The sequence below is a fragment of the Lacrimispora sp. genome (assembly GCF_032078915.1).
Taxonomy (GTDB): Bacteria; Bacillota; Clostridia; order Lachnospirales; family Lachnospiraceae; genus Lacrimispora.
Genome location: NZ_DAMAUN010000063.1, coordinates 17,053 through 36,045 on the forward strand (window position 1 = coordinate 17,053; position 18,993 = coordinate 36,045).

At 41.4% G+C, this 18,993-nt stretch carries 16 protein-coding genes and 1 pseudogene; 2 read left to right on the top strand and 15 right to left on the bottom strand.

The features are described 5' to 3' along the window. Window positions 1–12: 12 nt before the first annotated feature. From RT269_RS20905 to RT269_RS20915, 3 genes are read right to left on the bottom strand one after another with little or no spacing between them, the layout of a single operon-like run. The gene (locus RT269_RS20905; protein ID WP_313185507.1) at window positions 13–879 is read right to left on the bottom strand and encodes a carbohydrate ABC transporter permease; all 867 of its coding nucleotides are present in this window, start codon (window positions 877–879) and stop codon (window positions 13–15) included. After that, window positions 872–1,753 (bottom strand): carbohydrate ABC transporter permease, encoded by an 882-nt coding sequence (locus RT269_RS20910; protein ID WP_313185509.1) that lies wholly within the window; start codon window positions 1,751–1,753, stop codon window positions 872–874. Before RT269_RS20910 ends, RT269_RS20905 begins: the two co-directional genes overlap by 8 nt. A gap of 27 nt (window positions 1,754–1,780) precedes the next feature. Next, on the bottom strand, window positions 1,781–2,749 hold the full coding sequence (locus RT269_RS20915) for a nucleoside hydrolase (RefSeq protein ID WP_313185511.1): 969 nt from the start codon (window positions 2,747–2,749) through the stop codon (window positions 1,781–1,783). A gap of 275 nt (window positions 2,750–3,024) precedes the next feature. On the opposite strand from RT269_RS20915, the gene RT269_RS20920 reads away from it, so the two are divergent. Next, window positions 3,025–3,807 (top strand): DeoR/GlpR family DNA-binding transcription regulator, encoded by a 783-nt coding sequence (locus tag RT269_RS20920; RefSeq protein ID WP_313185513.1) that lies wholly within the window; start codon window positions 3,025–3,027, stop codon window positions 3,805–3,807. A 143-nt stretch (window positions 3,808–3,950) separates the two neighbouring features. Here RT269_RS20920 and RT269_RS20925 read toward each other — a convergent pair whose 3' ends face one another. Further along, entirely contained in the window at window positions 3,951–4,847 is an 897-nt protein-coding gene (locus tag RT269_RS20925) for a DMT family transporter (RefSeq protein ID WP_313185515.1), read from the bottom strand. A gap of 7 nt (window positions 4,848–4,854) precedes the next feature. Beyond that, on the bottom strand, window positions 4,855–5,523 hold the full coding sequence (locus RT269_RS20930; RefSeq protein ID WP_313185517.1) for a hypothetical protein: 669 nt from the start codon (window positions 5,521–5,523) through the stop codon (window positions 4,855–4,857). Window positions 5,524–5,645: 122 nt separating this feature from the next. Here RT269_RS20930 and pdxR point away from each other — a divergent pair, with 122 nt between their 5' ends. After that, complete coding sequence (pdxR, locus tag RT269_RS20935; RefSeq protein ID WP_313185519.1) at window positions 5,646–7,043, top strand: MocR-like pyridoxine biosynthesis transcription factor PdxR; 1,398 nt, start codon at window positions 5,646–5,648, stop codon at window positions 7,041–7,043. A gap of 275 nt (window positions 7,044–7,318) precedes the next feature. Here pdxR and RT269_RS20940 read toward each other — a convergent pair whose 3' ends face one another. The 10 genes and pseudogenes from RT269_RS20940 to RT269_RS20985 all read right to left on the bottom strand — a co-directional run bounded on the left by RT269_RS20940 (window position 7,319) and on the right by RT269_RS20985 (window position 18,804). Then, window positions 7,319–8,713, bottom strand: coding sequence for an L-cystine transporter (locus tag RT269_RS20940; RefSeq protein WP_313185521.1), 1,395 nt, complete (start codon window positions 8,711–8,713; stop codon window positions 7,319–7,321). Window positions 8,714–9,109: 396 nt separating this feature from the next. Continuing rightward, entirely contained in the window at window positions 9,110–10,852 is a 1,743-nt protein-coding gene (locus RT269_RS20945; RefSeq protein WP_313185523.1) for a class I mannose-6-phosphate isomerase, read from the bottom strand. 31 nt (window positions 10,853–10,883) lie between these two features. Next, window positions 10,884–11,336: pseudogene (locus tag RT269_RS20950) on the bottom strand (PTS sugar transporter subunit IIA). Window positions 11,337–11,364: 28 nt separating this feature from the next. Beyond that, window positions 11,365–12,396: a PTS fructose transporter subunit IIC gene (locus tag RT269_RS20955; RefSeq protein WP_313185525.1), complete on the bottom strand. Its 1,032-nt coding sequence runs from the start codon at window positions 12,394–12,396 to the stop codon at window positions 11,365–11,367. Between the two features lie 6 nt (window positions 12,397–12,402). Beyond that, entirely contained in the window at window positions 12,403–12,726 is a 324-nt protein-coding gene (locus RT269_RS20960) for a PTS fructose transporter subunit IIB (protein WP_313185526.1), read from the bottom strand. Window positions 12,727–12,745: 19 nt separating this feature from the next. Continuing rightward, on the bottom strand, window positions 12,746–15,412 hold the full coding sequence (locus tag RT269_RS20965; RefSeq protein WP_313185528.1) for a glycoside hydrolase family 38 C-terminal domain-containing protein: 2,667 nt from the start codon (window positions 15,410–15,412) through the stop codon (window positions 12,746–12,748). Window positions 15,413–15,508: 96 nt separating this feature from the next. Then, window positions 15,509–16,231, bottom strand: coding sequence for a GntR family transcriptional regulator (locus RT269_RS20970; RefSeq protein WP_313185530.1), 723 nt, complete (start codon window positions 16,229–16,231; stop codon window positions 15,509–15,511). Between the two features lie 595 nt (window positions 16,232–16,826). Beyond that, window positions 16,827–17,330, bottom strand: a complete 504-nt coding sequence (locus RT269_RS20975; protein WP_313185531.1) for a hypothetical protein — start codon at window positions 17,328–17,330, stop codon at window positions 16,827–16,829. A 289-nt stretch (window positions 17,331–17,619) separates the two neighbouring features. Next, a complete protein-coding gene (locus tag RT269_RS20980; RefSeq protein ID WP_313185534.1) occupies window positions 17,620–18,171 on the bottom strand; it encodes a cysteine hydrolase family protein in 552 nt (183 codons plus the stop codon). A gap of 72 nt (window positions 18,172–18,243) precedes the next feature. After that, a complete protein-coding gene (locus RT269_RS20985) occupies window positions 18,244–18,804 on the bottom strand; it encodes a nitroreductase family protein (protein ID WP_313185532.1) in 561 nt (186 codons plus the stop codon). Between the last annotated feature and the right edge of the window lie 189 nt (window positions 18,805–18,993).

Genomic DNA, 18,993 nt, shown 5'->3' on the forward strand with positions numbered 1-18,993 from the left:
CCGGAACAGGTGTTATCCTTTGACTGCGCCGGTCATCATTCCGCCGACAATTCTCTTTTGAAACATAAGAAAAACCAGAATGGATGGAATCAGAATCATGACTGCCGCCGCCATGATTGTCCCGTATCCATAGGAGCTGCCTTCATTGATGTTCAGCATGGTTATGGCTACCTGGGCAGTGCGCATGTCATTGACATTGGTCACAAGGAGAGGCCACAAATAGGTATTCCATGTTCCCACGAAGGAAGAGATGAATACGGTGGCGATAACCGGTGTGCTGGAAGGAAGCAGAATTCTGGCATAGAATGCAAAATTGCCGCATCCATCCACCAGCGCCGCATCCCTCAACGTTTTAGAATAAGTCATGAAATGCTGGCGCATGACGAAGATATTCATTGCGGAAACGAAAAACACAACCATCATGCCGACATATGTATTGATCAGCCTCAATTCTGCAGTAGTAAAGTAATTTTGCACCACCAATACATCGGCCGGAATAATCATGCTGCCAACTACAAGGTAAAATAAGGCTTTTTTGCCTCTGTAATCAAAGAAAGCAAAAGAAAATGCTGCCATACTGGCGGTTACGATACGGACAACACTGGAAACGAAAGCTACAATGAATGAGTTGAACATAAACCGGAAAATATTTGTCTGGGCTAATGCAATGTTATAGTTTCCCAAATAGAAAGATTTTGGGAAAAAGTGAATTTCTTTTGTCAAAACCTCATCCGGCCGCATGAAGGAAATACAGACCGCATAGATTAACGGCGTCATCAGCAAAAGTCCCAATGCAAGGCAAAACAATTGGTATAAAACACTTTCTGCTGCCTTTTTCCGCTTTACGATTGTTTTTCTATCTCCGCCTCTATCAATCATAGTTCACCTTCTTCTTATCTAAAATCAAACTGAAAACCATCATAATTGCAGCTAATATAAAACCGACCATCGTCGCAGCAAATGCTGCATTGTAATTTGTTCCAATGATCGCTTTCCCATAAATATAAGACATGATCGTTTCCGTTGCACCATTAGGCTGTCCTGTCGCGCCGTTGTTGGTGGTCAAAATCAAGGTAAGACTTGCGGTGGTCATTGCATAGGCAATGTCCTTTACTAACAGAAACAGCAACGTGGGGGAAACCAAGGGAATCAGAATCTTACCCAGCAGCTTTATACCCACTGCGCCATCGACCTGTGCACTTTCCAGTACTTCGTCCGAAAGCCCCCGCAAAGCAGAAAAGAGAAAGATAAAATTGTATCCGATATTGGACCAGATCTGGACAATGATCAAGGATAATAATGCGGTTTTAGGATCTGTCAGCCACGATACCGAAATACCGGACAGCTTATTGATGATCCCCATGGAGGGATTATATGCAAGCTGAAAAATCATAGCGATCACAGAGGCCGACACCGCCATGGACAAAGCAAACAATGCTTCATAAGCAATGGATATCCGATGATGTCTGCGAGCCAGCAGTGCCAGTGCAAATCCGAAAACAATGCTGACAGGTACCGTTGTAAAGACATAGATAAATGTGTTCCCCATAGCCCGTAAAAATTTTTCATCCGTCAGCACACGCACATAATTGGCTAAACCAGCAAATTCTTTAATCTCCCGGAATTTATTCACGGTAAATAAACTGAGAATGGCATTTTGAACAAAGGGATAATAGGTGAACAAAAGCAGCATGCTGAAAGCTGGCAAAAGGTACAGATAAGGTTCTATAAAATGAAATACTCTTTTTTTCATTGCGATTCTCCTTACGCCGTTGTGGATTTACTCGTAACATGCAAGTCTTTCAAATAAATCACTCATCAGCTTATCCCGGTTTATGCTGTATACATATCGGATAAACAGACGGCGTTTATCGTTGCTGTAAAAGTTGTCATATTGCATGATTGGACTATGCTCCAGGCGATCCAGCATAAAGTTCTGCCCCAAAAGCCAGCCAATGGCGGCAACATCGGAAATAGGACGGCTCCAGCATCGCTCGCCATTGCATACGCTGGCTTCCTTAGCGGTCTTGTCCAGTATGTAATCACAAAATGCATTTTTTCCCCGCAGCCAGTACTCCATCTCCGGTCCGGTCGTTGTAAAGTGGTCCAGCACGCCGCGTCCGGGAAGCAAAACCAGCGGAACGCCGCTCCCCAGCAACACCCGTGCGGCGGCAACATCCTGTCCCGCGTTAAAGGAAGCGTTGTCGTGCCACTCGAAGCTCATGCCGCCCAGCCATACAACAAAAATACGATCCTTGATTTCCGGATGAAGCAAAAGCGCAGAGGCAATATTGGTACAGGCAGCAATCCCAATCACATAGAGCGGATGCTCCGGCGTATACTGCATGGCCTGCCGGTACAAGGCCTCCGTGGCTGGGGATTCAATCGGCGTTTTCTCATCACGCAAAAAGCCTGGCGCACCCTTATAAACCATGGGTGCAAATTCCTCTCTGTCCAGCATGGTAAGCACATGAAAAACTTCCTCGTAGCTCTTTTTCATACCATCGGCCGGACTTTCTGAATGATGGTTAAAAAACGGTGCGGCGTATATCCCCTTTAACTTCAATCGGTCCTGGTATTGCAGTAAATAGGCGATGGCAAACTGGTCATCCACCTCGTTATAGGGATCGGTGTCCAGTACAACGTCTACGGGGTCCTCCGGTCGTTTCAATCGCAGTATGGACTGTGCATAATCCTCCATGGTATTAGAATTGTTGTCTGTGTAAATATAGGGCTTAGGTGATTTCATCTGGTCTTCCTTCCTTACTATACAAAATGTTGCAAATAAGCAATTATTTTATAGATAAATATGTTTATTTACAATGTTTATATTGTTACATTAATACTTTTTTGTTATTATGTCAATATTTAAATTGGTTTTTTACAATATTTTGTAGGAATATATAGTAAAACTTTACTTTCATATTACACAATAAAAGCATCTGTGAATTTTGAGCATTTGATTTGACATTGGAATAAACCATGATATTATTGTTATATACCAAGTTTTGAAAGGACCTTATTATGGCAAATAAATTGCAGATACGCAGAAAAAAAATACTGGATTTACTTTCACAAGTTCCCATTAGTTCCACACAGCAGTTGGCTGAATCAACGGATGTTTCCACCGAAACCATGCGTAAAGATCTGGATGCTTTGGCTGAAGAAGGCCGGATCATCAAAGTTCATGGCGGAGTGGCTTTAGCCAACATAGCAAGCGAGATACCGTTTGACCTGCGTGCAAAAGAGAATGTGGACTTAAAAATAAAAATTGCCACGGCCGCCGCAAGGCTGGTGGAAAAAGGCGATGCCATCTTAATGGAAAACTGCACCACCAACCTGGAGCTGGCAAAGGTATTGGCACAGGATCCGGAACTGCTTCAAACCCTTGTTGTCGTAACCAATTCCTTTGCGATTGCTTCCCTGTTTAATTCCGGAGGTTTGTGCCAGAGACTTTTCTTTTTAGGTGGCTGGGTAAGTCCTCAAGAGCATGCCACACACGGTTACCAGACGACGAAAATGATGCAGGAAGTACATGTGAACAAAGCATTCATCAGTGGTGCGGCTATTAGTGATCAGCTCATGATTACCGGTTACTACGATGATGACGTTGCTTTTCAAAAGACTGCTATGCAATGTGCAGATGAAATCATTTTGATGCTGGACAGCAGCAAATTTGGGAAAAATGCGCTATTGACGGTTGCACATCTGTCTGACATGGATTATCTGGTTACCAATAAATCTTTTCCGAAAGAGCAAATCAAGGAAATTACTGGGATGAACGTCTCATATATTCTTGCACAATAAATAAAACGGCCGTCAGAGAGAAATCTGACGGTCGTTTTAACAATGTGAGATAACATTTACAGGCATGGTAAGGGCCTCAGTTTAAAACTGCGGCCTCTTCTTTGCTGAAATGTATTTACCCTTCATTAATGATCCTCAAGGTTCTAAGCTGCTTTCTTTTGATAGCTTATTATAAGCGTTGCAAAAACTACAAGCACACATCCTGCAGCTTGATACATACTGATTGATTCTTTTAATACGGTGACAGAAAACAATGTTGAACTTATTGGAATAATACCTGCAAATGCTGCAATGGTATAACCGCTGCACCTTTTTGCCCCTGCGAACATAAACGCAAAGGCAACGATTGTAACAATGCTGCCATACCATAAGAAGGCAATCCAGCCGCTGACCGGCAGCGCTGCGATTGCTTCCCAGGGCTGTTCCAGCAAGGCGGGAATAAGGCATAGTACCATAGCGCAAATACTTACAAATCCAGCGTGGACCAATGGGGGCAGTGTTTCATCACCATTTACACCCATATGGATTTTTCTTGAAAACGTTGTAAAAAGTGATTCACAAGATGCCGCACATAATACACAGATTGCCCCGATTGGCTGAAAACTTTCAAGCGTTGTCTCAAATGGAAAACCTTGTACCAACAGTACACCGGCAAATGTTATAAGAATGCCTATCACCGTGCGTAAGCTTAAATACTCGTGCAGCATCATCCATGTGAGCAATGCAGTGATTGCCGGCGTGGCCCCAGTTATAATCCCTGCTTCTGCAGCCCCAATATATTGCAATCCTGTTGTTAAAAACACCCGGAAAAGAAAACTGCCAAACATAGCCTGCAGCACAATGACCGACCAGGTTTTTCCTGACAGACACTTTGCTATCGCATACATGTTCTTACCGCAAAACAATACCGCAGTTAAGGATGCGAATACCAGGCTTAAAAATGTGGTGGTAAAAGCCGGAAGATATGCGGATATAAAACCAGCGGCAATCACCGAAGAACCAGCCAAAATAAATGCGATCGATAAATATAATCTCCCCATGCCGGCCTCAATAAACATTTATGGATTGTACTTCCACACCTGGAATCGCTTGCGACAGATAGGAAGATATTGTTTTTAAGTGCCCATGAATTAACGGTTCGGTCACGCCTTCAACCCCGTATACGAAATAGAGAGCATGTTGAGTAGCTTCTGTTATTCTAGTCCTGTAATCTTGTCCATTCATTATGCTTGATAGTATCCCTTTTTCATCATATAAGTACAGATCGTTTTTTATAAGCTGCTGTTCTTTCCCGGATAAACCTTTATAATTCAATGGTTCTGTGGCGGTATTCACTGTCAGATCACCTTCCATCGATTCTAAATCGTGTCCGGCAGTAAGCAGTAAATTTTTCACCTCGGCTGAAAACATGGCTTCTACGGGTACGCCGACAGGCGGGATACTTTTACCCTTTAGCAGAACCGACTCTAACTGCCCCAATACATGATAGGTTTTATTATAACGCTTGTAGTAGGCCGCATAATGACAAAGTGGTTCTTTTGTCACGGCAGATCCGCGCTCATAACCAGAGTTATTTAACTTCATCTGCTCTATTTCTGTTGCTATTATGTTATCCATAACAGCACGTTCCATCGGCGAACATAGACCCTTAACGATCATCATGCCGAACTTCGCTTCTGGAAAAGTGCTTTTCACAGAGGGAGATATTTTTATCATTTTCTTTCCGTCCTTTCCTTTTTGCAATGGTATGTGCTATAATTCTATCATCTGGAAAGTGGTCTTGAAAGTTCCACTTTTCATCTTATTTTATAGAACCACTTTTGAAAGGAATGATTGGAATGTGGATCACGATTGACCGACAAAGCCAGCTTACACTTGCCCGCCAAATTTATAAACAAATCTGTCAAATGATTTTAAGCGGCACACTGGAATCCGGGCACCGGCTTCCCTCTACAAGAAAATTATCTTCTGATTTATCTGTCTCCAGAAATACTGTAATTGAAGCTTATAGCCAGCTTATTGCAGAGGGATATTTAAATACTTATAAAGGTTCAGGTACAGTTGTCGCAGAAGGTTTACACGTTTTAGATATTAGGGTATCTTTTAATCAAAGCCCTGCACCAAGGCAGGATAAAGGACCGCTGCCAAAGGAAATGATTGACTTCCGAACCGGAATACCGGCGCTCGAATACTTCCCCCGTAAGGAATGGGGCAATCTCTATCGGGAATTATGCAGCCAAATCTCTGCCTGGGCTTTCGGCTATAGCAGTACATCCGGAGTATGGGAGTTAAGAGTAACAATCGCCCAATACTTATATCGGACAAGGGGCCTGTCATGCGACCCTGCCCAGATCATGATTACCTCCGGTTCAACGCAAGGCTTATCGTTGATTTCCCATGTGTTAAAGGACAAGCAAAAAGTGGTCTTAATAGAAGATCCTTCCCATACAGGACTGCGGAAGGTTATTACAACGGCGGGATGCTTGATCGAAGGCATTTCCGTAGATGACAAAGGGTTGCGCACAGAATTGCTGGATATCCCAAGGCAGGTCTCATTTATTTATACCACGCCATCCCATCAGTACCCCATGGGGAGTATTCTGCCTATTCAAAGGCGGCTGGACTTAGTCCGGTATGCCGAACAAAATAACTGTTATATTGTAGAAGATGATTATGACAGCGAATTTCGATACGAAGGACAGCCTGTAAGCTCTCTTTACGAATTAAATCCGGAACGGGTGATTTATCTCGGCTCGTTCAGTAAGATACTTGCCCCCGCATTCCGGTTGGGATTTATGATTTTGCCTAAAAAGCTAATCTCTCCGTGTAAAAAGCTGAAAATGTATTCCGATGTCCATACGGATGCATTGGGACAATACACATTGGCAAAATTCATACAAAACGGCGGTTTTGAAAAGCACATATGGAAAATGAAAAAGCAGTATGGCAGAAACCGCAGTCTGCTCCTTGCTGAACTGTCAAAACATTTTCCCGGCCAGTATGAAGTTTTAGGACACGCTACGGGCTTACACCTTGTTGTACAATTCCATAACAAAATATTTACTGATAAAACAATTAATGCAATAGCCGATAATGGCGTGCGTATCTATCGAACAGGGAATTTTTATCTGAAAGAAAATCATGAGCGCAACAATGAAATCATTTTGGGGTATTCCCATTTGTCCTCTGAAGAGATCGCAAAGGGGGTTAAAATTATCAGTGACATTATTTCATAGACGGCAAAGATACGGGATACCGGAAACTCAATTCCATTGCTCAGACAACAAGAACTCGCGTATATTCATGTGTATCATACCGTCTCTGCTCATATCAAATTCATCATAAAGAGGGCACCCCTCAGTCATTTCACGACTTTTGGGATACCCTCTCCATTTATCTATTCTCATAAAATTATATGATCGAATGCAAAAACCCTTTTCCATAATCGTATGGCCGGGCTAAAAAGCAGTCCCTTTATCTTCACTTGCGTTTCAGGTTCAGACAACCCATATTATAATGACATTGCCGAATACTCATCTACTGGTGTATTATACAAATTCACGTCAAGCTCTGATGTCAGCCTTGCTGTTACGAGGCCAGCCAGCATAGCATCATTCACATTCAAAGCGGTCCGTCCCATGTCAATTAAAGGCTCCACTGATATTAACAGTCCAGCCAGGCCCACAGGCAGATTCATAGCGGATAAAACCATCAACGCGGCAAATGTCGCACCGCCGCCGACCCCGGCAATGCCAAAGGAGCTGATTGCAACGATAATTGACAGTTTTGCAATGAAGCCAATACTCATAGGGTCGATACCAACCGCAGGGGCGATCATGACAGCAAGCATAGCGGGATAAACGCCTGCGCAGCCATTCTGGCCAATTGTTGTTCCGAAAGATGCGGCAAAGTTGGCAATACTATCAGGAATACCAAGTTTCTTAGTCTGTGTTTCAATCGTTAAGGGCAGTGTACCCGCACTGGATCTTGACGTAAACGCAATGGTAAGGGTTGGAAAGGCCTTCTTGATGTACGTTGCCGGATTCAATTTCATCAGCAGGATAATCAAAAAATGTATGGCAAACATGACAATCAATGCGACATAGTTTGCAATCACAAACTTAGACAGGGCAATAATGCCTGCTATGTTCGTTGTCGCAATTGTCTTTGTCATAAGTCCCAGAATGCCATACGGCGTCAATCTCAGTATAAAAGTTACCATCCGCATAACTACGGCATAGAGGGAATTAATGATTTTTAAGAAAGTTTCAGCTTCTTCCGGTTTTTTCTTTCGTATTCCCAATGCGGATACGCCAAGAAATGCGGAAAAGATGACCACTGCTATGGTAGAGGTAGCCCTGTCGCCGGTCATATCCTGGAAGGGATTCTGGGGGATAAAGCTCAATATCTGCTGCGGTATCGTCTGATCCTGGACGGATGAAACTTTTCCTTCAAGATACTCGGCCCGGTCTGTCTCCGCCTGGCCCACGGTTATTTCTTCCGCTGTCAGATGAAAGGTATTTGCGGTTGCAATACCCACCAAAGCGGAAATGAATACAGTCAGCAGTAATGTTGCCAGCACATATGTACTGATTTTCCCCAAACTTGTATGGGACTTCAGATTAACGATGGCCGATATAATGGAGACCATAATGAGGGGAATAACAATCATTTTCAAAAGATTCACATAACCAGTACCGATAATGGATATCCAATCCAACGAAGTTTTAAGCACCGGGCTGTCAGATGCAAAAGCAAGCTGCATGATACTGCCTACTACAATTCCCATAAACAGAGCAGAAAATACTCTCTTAGCAAACGATATATGCCTCTTCTGCATATAGTAAAGAATTCCGACAAGCACAAGAATCACGGCGATTATAACCAAAGTCCATAACAAATCCATACATTTTCCTCCTTAAAAACCACACATATTGAACACTGCAGTATCAGAAATTTGTTTGCATAGTAACGGGGAGTGATTGTGAAACTACTGAAATCTTTCATGGTACGATGAATCCACGGCGGCTTTGGAACTGTTACGGCCTTAAATATCCCTAACCCCAAACACCCCCGGATTGATAAAGTATATTCACAAGGAACAACCTTAATGATACGGTTTTTTGATGATTTCAACCGACCTTACTCTACATAACATATATGTTTAGTATGTTAACATTATGCACTGAATTTGTCAATTTATTTTTACTTGATTTTAAGCCATTGCGGATGCGCAAAAACGGAGTGCATCCTGCATATGCACTCCGTTCTCCTGCCAGATACCGGTATAACTTCTGCCGGGCTATCTGACATATGCTTCTAAAACCTTAACCTCTTCATGTTCACTTTTTCCAGATGGAACCATTGTTACGGAGGATACACCTGCCGGAATAATGAATGTTTCGGCATAGTGAACAATATAGGGCTGAAATTCATTACAGGGGGAATAAACGGTAATCTCATCGCCTTCCACCAAATTCAGCATTCTGACATTATTATCGATCTCCAATGTGACTGGCCTGGCAAATGTATGACGGTGAGTCTCTATAAACTCCAATGGATGAAGTCCTGTTTTTTCATTAAGATACCCCTCTTCCCTGTGAACCGTTTTAAACTGGTTTACCAGCTCATTCATTACAAACTCTGTATTATAGCTGGAATTGAGGACCTGTTTTCCCTCGTCTATATAAATAGGCCTTGGAAGACCATCTAACCCCAGTCTGTCCCAATCCCAAAGCTTAAATGTGAAAATATAGGCAGAAGAGCTTATTTCCAATACCATACAGCCGGAACCTGAACAGTGAACCGTGCCCGGAGGGATCAATATATGGTCATGGGGCTTCACGTCAATGATATTGACATATTTTTCAGCAGCAAAGGATTTCTCCCCCCTTTGTGCTTCTTTTAATTCCGAAAACATATCGTTGATATCCGCATCATTCTGCACACCTAAATATATCTTTGCATTTTCTCCGGCATCAAGAATATAATAGCTCTCCTCCTGAGTAAAGGGCATCCCGTAATTTTCTTTTATATAATCAGCAGTAGGATGGACCTGAAGGCTTAAGTTTTCCCCTTCCACCGTATCCAAAAAATCAAACCGAATGGGAAACTCAGCGCCAAAGCGGGCATAAACCCGGTCACCGAGAAGCTCTATGGGATGGGAAAGCGTGATGTTCATTGCCGGACATTCAAAGATATTTTCTCCGATTCCAAAAAGAACAGAATTTTCCTCGGGAACACCGTCGAAGCTCCAGGCATAATTCTTTTCACTGCGGTCTAAATCGCATACCTCTTTCATCCACTGGCCTCCCCACACTCCTGGATCAAAATACGGTACGGTGCGGAACGGACGCCTGACAGCCTGGCTCATGGCTTCTTGAAACGCCCCCTTTGTAATCATGGCCGGCGCATTGCTTTTATTGGTATCAAGCCAGTAATCCGGCTTTGAAAACAGACCGCGTTTATGCTTATCGGCAATTCTCCATTCAATAAAATAGCCTCTTTTGTATTTTCCCAAATTATCCTCGTCATAATTTGTCTGCTTAAAGTTCGGCATTCCCTTTCTGTAACGAAGCTGAATTTCCCAGCGGCTCAAATCCGCATAAATGAGAATATCCCCCCGTGATATCAGGCTTGCACCGAATCCATAGACAAGAACTCTTTTATCCTTTGCTCCTTCCAGCCTCTTTTGCATCTCTTTGAGCGCCTTCTCATCTACAAAGTCTAACATTTTTCCATAATACATAACCCCCATTACCCTGTCATCCGTTAAATGAGGCATCATCATCTTTGTAAGTGTCTGCCCGTCATAGAAAATATCATCACTATGTAAAACAAGCTCCGGGGCCAACTCTTTCTCCAGATTTTTAAGAACCTCTTCCTCATCTACACCGGGATAACAATCTACCACGTATACTTTTCCCTTGCGGGAAAGCAGTTCTTTTCCTATTTCCCCATAGGAGGTGAAAATTTCCTTATCAAACCCATTTAAAGGAATCACAGGATATTTATCATAATTTGAAATTCTGCTTTTATGCTTCAATTCATTACCCCTTTGTTATTAATTTTAAAATTCAGTGAATGTCATCATTTAAAAAACTCAAAAAGTTCAATACTTCCTCTTTGCCTTCCAGGGCGAAAAGCTTCCTTCTGAATTCCTCATCCATCAGCTTTCTGGCAAGCGCCGCTAAAATTTTCAAATGGTGATCACTATGATTCGCTGCTGGGTTGGCGATTCCGAATATTACCTCAATATTGTCATCCCTTCCCCATGAAATCTTATTGGAGAGCTTAATAAATACAAGAGACGGCTCACACACGTGCTGTGAATGGGCATGGGGCACCGCCACGCCAAGGCCTTAGGAGGTGGAAAGCTCCTCCTCCCTCTTTAAAATATCATGAATCAGGCCTTCCCTATCGTCCGTCCGCTTGTCTTTATACAGCATCTCTGCTATCTTATGTATCACCGCATCTTTATTTTCAAGCTCAGCCTGAACCTGAATCAAGTTTTCATTAATTAAACTCATCTCTTTCTCCTCCCGCTCAATGGTATATTTATTCCACGTCCGGATTCTTCCTTGTCAAAACATATATAATCCCCACGGCAACGGCGGTACCGATGAAAAAGCTGAGAAGATACAAGGGGATATTGCTCACAAGCGGAAGAGTCTCCAGTCCTCCTATGGGGGCCGCAAGTGTAATTCCAAGTGCGGCAGTGAGCGCTCCTGTTACACCGGCACCGATGCACAAAGCCGGCAGAATCTGCTTGGGCTTATCCATAACATAAGGAATCGCACCTTCTACAAAAAAGCTGAGTCCCATAATATAAGCGCTTATTTTCGCATCCCGCAGATGGGGTTCAAACTTCTTTGGGAAAAGTGTGGCTGCCACCGCGCAGCTGGTACTTACAACCATTGCACTGCACCCGCATGCCGCCATAATCACACTGGGAACAGCCGATCCGTCTGCGGCTGTTAAGGTCGCCACAGAGAAAAAATAAGCCGTCTTGTTAATTGGGCCTCCAAGGTCTAATGCAAGCATAACGCCTATGACTGCCCCAAGGATTGCTACATTTACTCCGCTTATACTGTTAAGGAAATTCGTAAGTCCTGTATTAATGGGCGCAACAATAAGATTTACCCCTGTTGCCGCTAACGCGGCGATCGCAAGCCCAGCCAATGGATAGATCAGCAGGGTTTTTATGCCTTCTAAGGATCGGGGAAGTTTTACAAAACATTTTTTAAGCAGAAGAATTACATATCCGCTTATAAAACCGGCCGCAATGGCACCCAGAAAGCCTGTCCCGCTGTCTCTCGCAAGAGTTCCCGTAACCATACCGATTAAAATAGCCGGACGGTCTGCAATGGAATATGCGATATATGCAGCCATGATCGGGAACATATAATTCATTCCAATGCCTCCTATTTTAAGGAGCCATGCGGATACTACAGTAGAAGAACCAAAGGTATCCGCTGCGGAATTGCCTACATCGAGCAGGAATGCAAAAGCGGTCATAATTCCACCTGCAATAACAAAAGGTAAGAAATAAGATACTCCTGACATTAAATGCTTATAGAATTTTTTCATATTTGTCTACCCCTTATAAATTTCTACATGATTGTTTTCAATTTTCTCAAATATCTTTCCTGCATTTCTCACTGCTTCTGTAACCGAGGTTTCAATCAAAGGCTTTCCGATGAAACGGTCTGTTTCCACCAATGTGTCAGCCGCAATAATCACACAGTCAGCATTTTTGATGTCGGTTTCATCAAGTCGGTTTTCTACCCCTCCAGCACCGTTAGTTTCAATTTTCATCTCATAACCCAATTTTTTCCCGTACCTCTCCAAGCTTTCTGCTGCCATATAAGTATGGGCAATTCCAGCCGGACAGGCGCAAACACCAATAATTTTTTTCATAAAAAACCTTTCCTTTCCTTCACTTTTTTATTTTTATAATTCTTAGCTCCCCATTTGCCATATCCGGAAGTTCCCGGGATACTTCATGATGTTCCAGCTCCTCCAGCATATCCGTAAGATAAACTTTTTTATTTTCCCCGTATCCTTTGATCCCGCCTCCTTTTGAAGATTGGATCTTATTATTATAAATTCTTAAAATATAGCTTTCAGAGAAGTCCGACTTTACAATGGTTCCAAAGCTTCCATCCAAGTGATCCAGCTCTACGAATTCATAGCTTCTCGGCAGCGTTCTGCTCAAAGGATTCGTAGGAAAGTAAGAAATAGGGTAGATGGATTTATCAAAATCCTGCTTCTGGTAATAAGAAGCTTCGCAGGCATATTCAATATAGGCATTCGTAATCTTATTCGCATCAAATTCTTTTTCAAAGGAAAGAGCAAGCTCGAATTTGTTTTTCTTTTTCATCTGGGATTCAGGAGTAGAGAATACCATATAATCAAGCCCGCTTGGCCTTCCAGGACGCCTGTTTAAATCAGGATATCCCAATGCGCCGTATGAACGGAAAAGAGGCACTGCAATATCGGAAAAATTATCGCCTATAAACTCATATTCTTTGCTGCTTCTCGTGAATACGCTGGTGGTATAATTTTCATTTACCATGGATACATGGTTAAGCAAAGGGAACGTGGGACTGGGTTCCTCAAACCAGTTTTCTTCCTTCCATATTTTAAGCTCCTTCGGGTTTGTTTCTCGTTTGATATATCCGTATTGTGTTCCCCCATAGGAATACTCATTCCCGCTTGTCCCTTTAAATACCAGCCTTACACGGTGCTGTTCTGATTCATTGTCTATTTCTCCGCTTATTTCAATCAAATCGCTTCCTTTCTTTAAAGCAATTTGTATGGAGTAAGGCATATCCTTATCGCTAATTTCATTTCTGCGTTTGGATAAATCAGACGGTACTCTCATGCTCCCTCTGATGCTCATTATGCTTACTTCTTTAGCAATACGATATTCCACCTGGGAATCAACCATATAATCGTGGAGGATTAAGTCATGGTCAGGATATGAATAATCAAAGCTATCCCCTTCGTCTCCTGATTCTTCCAGATAAATTGTCCTCTCAAGCTTTATGTTTAGCTTTTTGTCATAAATAACGATTCCATCCTGATTCCGGTATATCTTATATCTGCTGTTTTCTATAAAACGGTCGTAATGGGAGAACCGATTCAGACAGGCTTCCTCTGTTTCAACAACATCAAAGGTTTTATAGGAAATACCATGGAACTCATTGGTCTCCAAAACAATATCCGTTTCATAATAAAATTTACCTGGATCAATCAGTTGTGCATCCTTACGAAGCACGCCGCAGTTTTTTCTCCTGCTGTCTATCACCGTAAAGGAAAGATTTTCACCATTTTCATCATGGATCTTAAAATTTGGAGTCTTAGTCAGTATTTTAATCTCGTTTATGATGCTTCTTTTCTTTGGCAATGTATGAAATATAACAAGTGGATACGGCTTTCTTTCCCCATCCTCTAAGGAAATGGAAACCAGCTTCATCAAATAATACTTCATAGATACTGCCAGATTGAGAGCATTTTTCGTTTCTCTTTCAATATAAGCATTGGTTTCATCCGTAAGGTTCGCGGAGGAATGCGTCTGGCATTTAACAAGAGTTTCCCACGCCCTGTCAATCAGTCCGTGATCGTACTCAATACCAAGGGAATCCAGCATTGACATCATTGGCTGAAGTTCATAGGTAAGAATTCTTTCACATCGGTCCTGTAGCCCTTTAATATCTGCTCTTGCAGAAAATATGGATTTGTGGACCCTGTGGTATTGGGTAGAAAAAAGTTCATGTTCGTGTATTTTTAAATTTTCACCCTTTTTTCTAACCTGTTTGATAAAGTCCTCCCATGTAGTAAGCCTAAACTCAATATCAGACTGTTTATCGTTATATTCTTTTATTTTTTCCGGAATATTTAGAATTGCAGGGTTCTGGTCAAAGCCCAGCGGAAATACAAATTCATGTTCAACAGTGGAAAATTTCAAAAGACGGTCGATTAAGCTTCCGACACTAATTTTATTGTAGTCTCTGGCACCTTCTTCAAATAAAATCCCTTCTTTGAACGCGTAACAGCCATATCCATAACCGGAAAGCATGGTGCAGACTAAAAGCTCGCTTCCATCATTTGATTTCATATAAAATTCACTTCCAAGTCCGTAGGATTCCCCTACCCCTCTGGTGATTACAAAATCCCTGATTCCAAACTTATTAAATATTTTAGGGAAGTCAAAGGAATGGCCAAAGGAATCCGGAAGATAAGCGATTTTTGATATTTTTCCCAGCTTTCTTGCCGTCTTCATTCCTATTCTTAAATTATTTACTACGGATTCCCCGCTTGAAATAAAACAGTCAAGCTGAGAATTGAAAGGCCCAATGATAAGCTTTCCGCTTTTTACAAGCTCCCTGATACAGGCCTCATCCTCCGGGTGCATACTTAGATACTCATCAATGGGCGCCGTTTGCCCATCCATAAAGAAATTTTCAACGCTGCCCTCCTTAAAGCCCCTGAGTAATTCCCTCATATTGTAGCTGAACTGGACGGCTGCATCCTGAGCGGTAAAATACCAGATTAAATCCCAATGAGTGTGATGAATACAATGAGCAATTTTTTTAGACACCTTGCATACCCCTTTCTTAAATTCATTCGTCTGTTATTGAATCATGTAATGACATCATAATGTTATAACATTTGATTACAAAAAGGACTGCGTCCTTTATGGCTCCATGTAATTCACATAATATCGATACTCGCTGCCAATATAAAAACATTCCGAGTATTCCTGAAATGATTTTCCCACATCAATATCTTTTGTATATCTGACACGCTTTAAAATAGGTGTGCATTGATCAACGCTTAAAATTTTCATAAGCTCGTTATCCGGAAGCACAGCTTCAACATATTCATTGATAGAGTTTACAACAATTCCAAAACTATTCAGATATTCATAAAAAGAACCATAATAATCCTTGCTATCAACGGAGTACTTTTCATTGCATAAAAAGTACGTATCAAAAAAAGCAAACGCACCTTCATGGGTTCCAAATACACGCCGCAGATTCATCACAGGTTCATTGATTTTCGTATTCAGAAAATTAGCAATCTTCCGGCTGGCAGGTATTTTCTGTATGGCAGCGTTTAATGTATAAGCTTCTTTTCCCAGGCCAGTCATTTCTTGTGTAAAGCTCTTAACCGGAGTTAAGTTTCCCTGCTCATCTATTTTACGGACAAAGGTACCGACTGCACGCTGACGGTACAAAAGCCCCTCCTGGACCAGAAGATCAATTGCCTTTCTGACCGTAATGCGGCTCACATTATAGATTTCACACAGCTCCATCTCCGTTGGTATCTGCTCATCTACCTTCCACTCATCTGTAAAGATTTTAAAGCGTAAATCATTAGAAACTTCTGCATAAAGGGGTAATTTATTAATATTCATAGACACTTGTCCTCTCCATTGGCACGAATATTCTATTAATTAAATGCTAATGTATTGTTTGTTATAATGATATCACATTGTCGATTCATAGTCAAGATATGAATATAGATGTTTCTAATAATTCTATCGGTAAAAATGTTGTAAGCGGTTAGCAGATAGATACTGCATAATTACTATTGATTGCCGTAGAAGAATATAAAAAATCAAATCAAGCGGAATAATCAGGCAAGCTATGCTCTATTAAATAAATCATCTACCAGAGCGCAGCTTCATTTTCATTTAGCAATTAAGTTTGGAACGGGATTGCAACCGTTTTATTTCAAACATAAAAAAGACGGACTACCGTCCGCCGTTTCTTAAAAGCCTTCCTTCTAATCCTTATAGTTCTCTTGAAACAACTCCATATATACGACGCCCGGTCCGAATGATTCTTCCGGCTTCTAATTTCTCTCTAAAAAGCACCAGTACTAAAATAAAGTATGTGAATAAAGCTGTCAATCCAATCATTGATAAAAGGTAAACCATTCCTTTATAAATGCGCATTCTTTCTCCTTTTTTTAAAGCGAAGACTATCATATTTTTACAATTTCATATTTCAGCTTATTATAACAATCTCCTCCAACATGCGCATCAGTTCTAAAGCGCTCCTAAAATTCACATATTTTTTCTTCGTCAGCTTTCCAATCACTCTTCCCTGTATACTGGCGTTCTGGCGAAACTCTATTTTAACTATTAATGTTTCTTTAGCCAGATGAGCCCGGGAACCCAGTGTCTTACTATCCTGCAGCTGAATTTTTGCCTTTACCGGCAGTATGTTTTTCTCTCTGGTCCTGTTTGCATATTTTTCTGACATTTTTTTATTAAGAAACCTGGGATTAGTGGTTGGCTGGGGAGTCCCGACCCAGTCGCAAATTTCATCCAATTTTAAGATCAAATCGCCTACGCCGAAAAACCGGACAGGTCCATCTATGTAACAGTTAAGAATTTCACCACATAAATTTCCATCTTTTTCTTCATGAAAACAAATAAGCATTGTACTGATGCGGTCCGTTTCAGTTATGCTTTGACAGACGTTCTGTATTTCTTCGATTTCTATCATACTCTTTTTGTCCTTTTTTTATATCATAGCTTATCAGGTTCCTACCAAGAAAGGAGAGTGTCAGTGACAACACGCTCTCTTACCATACCGTTTATGGATTCGCTTATATAGATTCCGGTACTATAACCACTATGGTTGTATTTTATAATAATATAGGAAATTTTTGCTTTAATCTGTCCTTAATCCGCTTTTTTTTGTTCCTAATTTTAAAAACAACATCTGTATCAGCAGGAATGACAAAAGCCGCAGTTTAAGACTGCGGCCTTTACTTCGTTGCTTCGTTTCCTTATCACAAATCGGATAACTTGAAAATTTCTTCTGTCTTTATAACATGTGCAAAAAGACCATCCAATGAGGCCATAAAAACATTATGAACTGTTTCAGCGGGAATCGTATTCTGATTATATATCAGGTCTTTCGTAGCACATGCATCTTCCAGCAATGTGACCTTTAATCCAAAGTCCATACAAGCTCTAGTAGTCGTATCGATGCACATATGACTCATCATTCCGCATATGATCAGCTCTGATATTCCCTTTTCTTGTAAGACAGATGAAAGATTTGTATTCAGAAAGCTGTTTGGAGCATGTTTTACGATCAGCGTTTCATTATCCAATGGGGTCAGATTCTTATGAATCGAAACACCGGCCGTATCTGGTAGAAAAAAGGCTGCGCCGGCACGAGTATTTATGTGCTGGACATGAATAATGGGCAGTCCTTTTTCCCGGAATAGCTTTAACACTTTTTCTATATTCATTAGAGCTTTGTGTGAATTGTATAACTCTGATTTGCCACCTTCAAAATAATCATTCTGAACATCAATAATAAGTAATGCTTTCATCAATTAATCAACTCCTGCCAATATAATTATAGTTTTCCATGTTATATCTGGACTATTTAGATACCTGCCGTCTTACTTCCAAAACAAAATCGAGGGGTCATTCTTTTGCACATAGCCGCTTTCCTTGGCGGGATAACCAAAAATTATCGGTGCAATGATTGTATAGTTATGGGGTACTCCTAGCCGTTCTTTTATAATTGGATCATTAAGAAACGTTTGGGCAAATCCGATCCAGCATGTTCCCAATCCCATGGAATGCGCCATCAGCATAACATTTTGTGCCGCAAGAGTACAATCGCCTGTAGGGTTCGGGCCTTCTTGTTTTGCGTAAATGGTCAGTAAGGCAGGCGCATTATAAAAAATATTAAACTCAGGATCATTAAATGTGGCTCGATAGCTTTCCAAATAAGGCCGTGATTCCAATGTATCTAGCAAATACTCCTTTGCCTCATCGGATAACTGCTGCAGCAAAGTCCTATCCTGAATTACGGAAAATGCCCAAGGCTGTATATTCATGGCACTTGGTGCGTTTATACCGGCGTAAATTAATTCGTTAATGATCTCATCATTAACGAATTTAGATTTATAATTACGGGTAGATCGACGTGTATAGATTGCTTCTTTTAATTCCATTGGTATACTCCTTTCCTGACTTTTATGGTATCAATATATATATTACCGTATCCAGCCATAATCGGATCGTTATTGTAACGAACAGAATGTTCATTGTCCCTAATTTACCCCAGCTCATGCCGAAATTATCCATTTGGTCAATTGCAATCCGAGCTTCCCGTTTTGTAATCGAGTTTCACAGTTTGAAAT

Excerpts from the sequence above, each read along its gene's own strand:
- RT269_RS20970 (WP_313185530.1), bottom strand. The coding sequence starts at position 16,231 with ATGAATATTAATAAATTACCCCTTTATGCAGAAGTTTCTAATGATTTA.
- RT269_RS20920 (WP_313185513.1), top strand. The coding sequence starts at position 3,025 with ATGGCAAATAAATTGCAGATACGCAGAAAAAAAATACTGGATTTACTT.
- RT269_RS20960 (WP_313185526.1), bottom strand. The coding sequence starts at position 12,726 with ATGAAAAAAATTATTGGTGTTTGCGCCTGTCCGGCTGGAATTGCCCAT.
- pdxR (WP_313185519.1), top strand. The coding sequence starts at position 5,646 with ATGTGGATCACGATTGACCGACAAAGCCAGCTTACACTTGCCCGCCAA.
- RT269_RS20980 (WP_313185534.1), bottom strand. The coding sequence starts at position 18,171 with ATGAAAGCATTACTTATTATTGATGTTCAGAATGATTATTTTGAAGGT.
- RT269_RS20915 (WP_313185511.1), bottom strand. The coding sequence starts at position 2,749 with ATGAAATCACCTAAGCCCTATATTTACACAGACAACAATTCTAATACC.
- RT269_RS20910 (WP_313185509.1), bottom strand. The coding sequence starts at position 1,753 with ATGAAAAAAAGAGTATTTCATTTTATAGAACCTTATCTGTACCTTTTG.
- RT269_RS20985 (WP_313185532.1), bottom strand. The coding sequence starts at position 18,804 with ATGGAATTAAAAGAAGCAATCTATACACGTCGATCTACCCGTAATTAT.
- RT269_RS20975 (WP_313185531.1), bottom strand. The coding sequence starts at position 17,330 with ATGATAGAAATCGAAGAAATACAGAACGTCTGTCAAAGCATAACTGAA.
- RT269_RS20955 (WP_313185525.1), bottom strand. The coding sequence starts at position 12,396 with ATGAAAAAATTCTATAAGCATTTAATGTCAGGAGTATCTTATTTCTTA.
- RT269_RS20940 (WP_313185521.1), bottom strand. The coding sequence starts at position 8,713 with ATGGATTTGTTATGGACTTTGGTTATAATCGCCGTGATTCTTGTGCTT.
- RT269_RS20925 (WP_313185515.1), bottom strand. The coding sequence starts at position 4,847 with ATGGGGAGATTATATTTATCGATCGCATTTATTTTGGCTGGTTCTTCG.
- RT269_RS20930 (WP_313185517.1), bottom strand. The coding sequence starts at position 5,523 with ATGATAAAAATATCTCCCTCTGTGAAAAGCACTTTTCCAGAAGCGAAG.
- RT269_RS20905 (WP_313185507.1), bottom strand. The coding sequence starts at position 879 with ATGATTGATAGAGGCGGAGATAGAAAAACAATCGTAAAGCGGAAAAAG.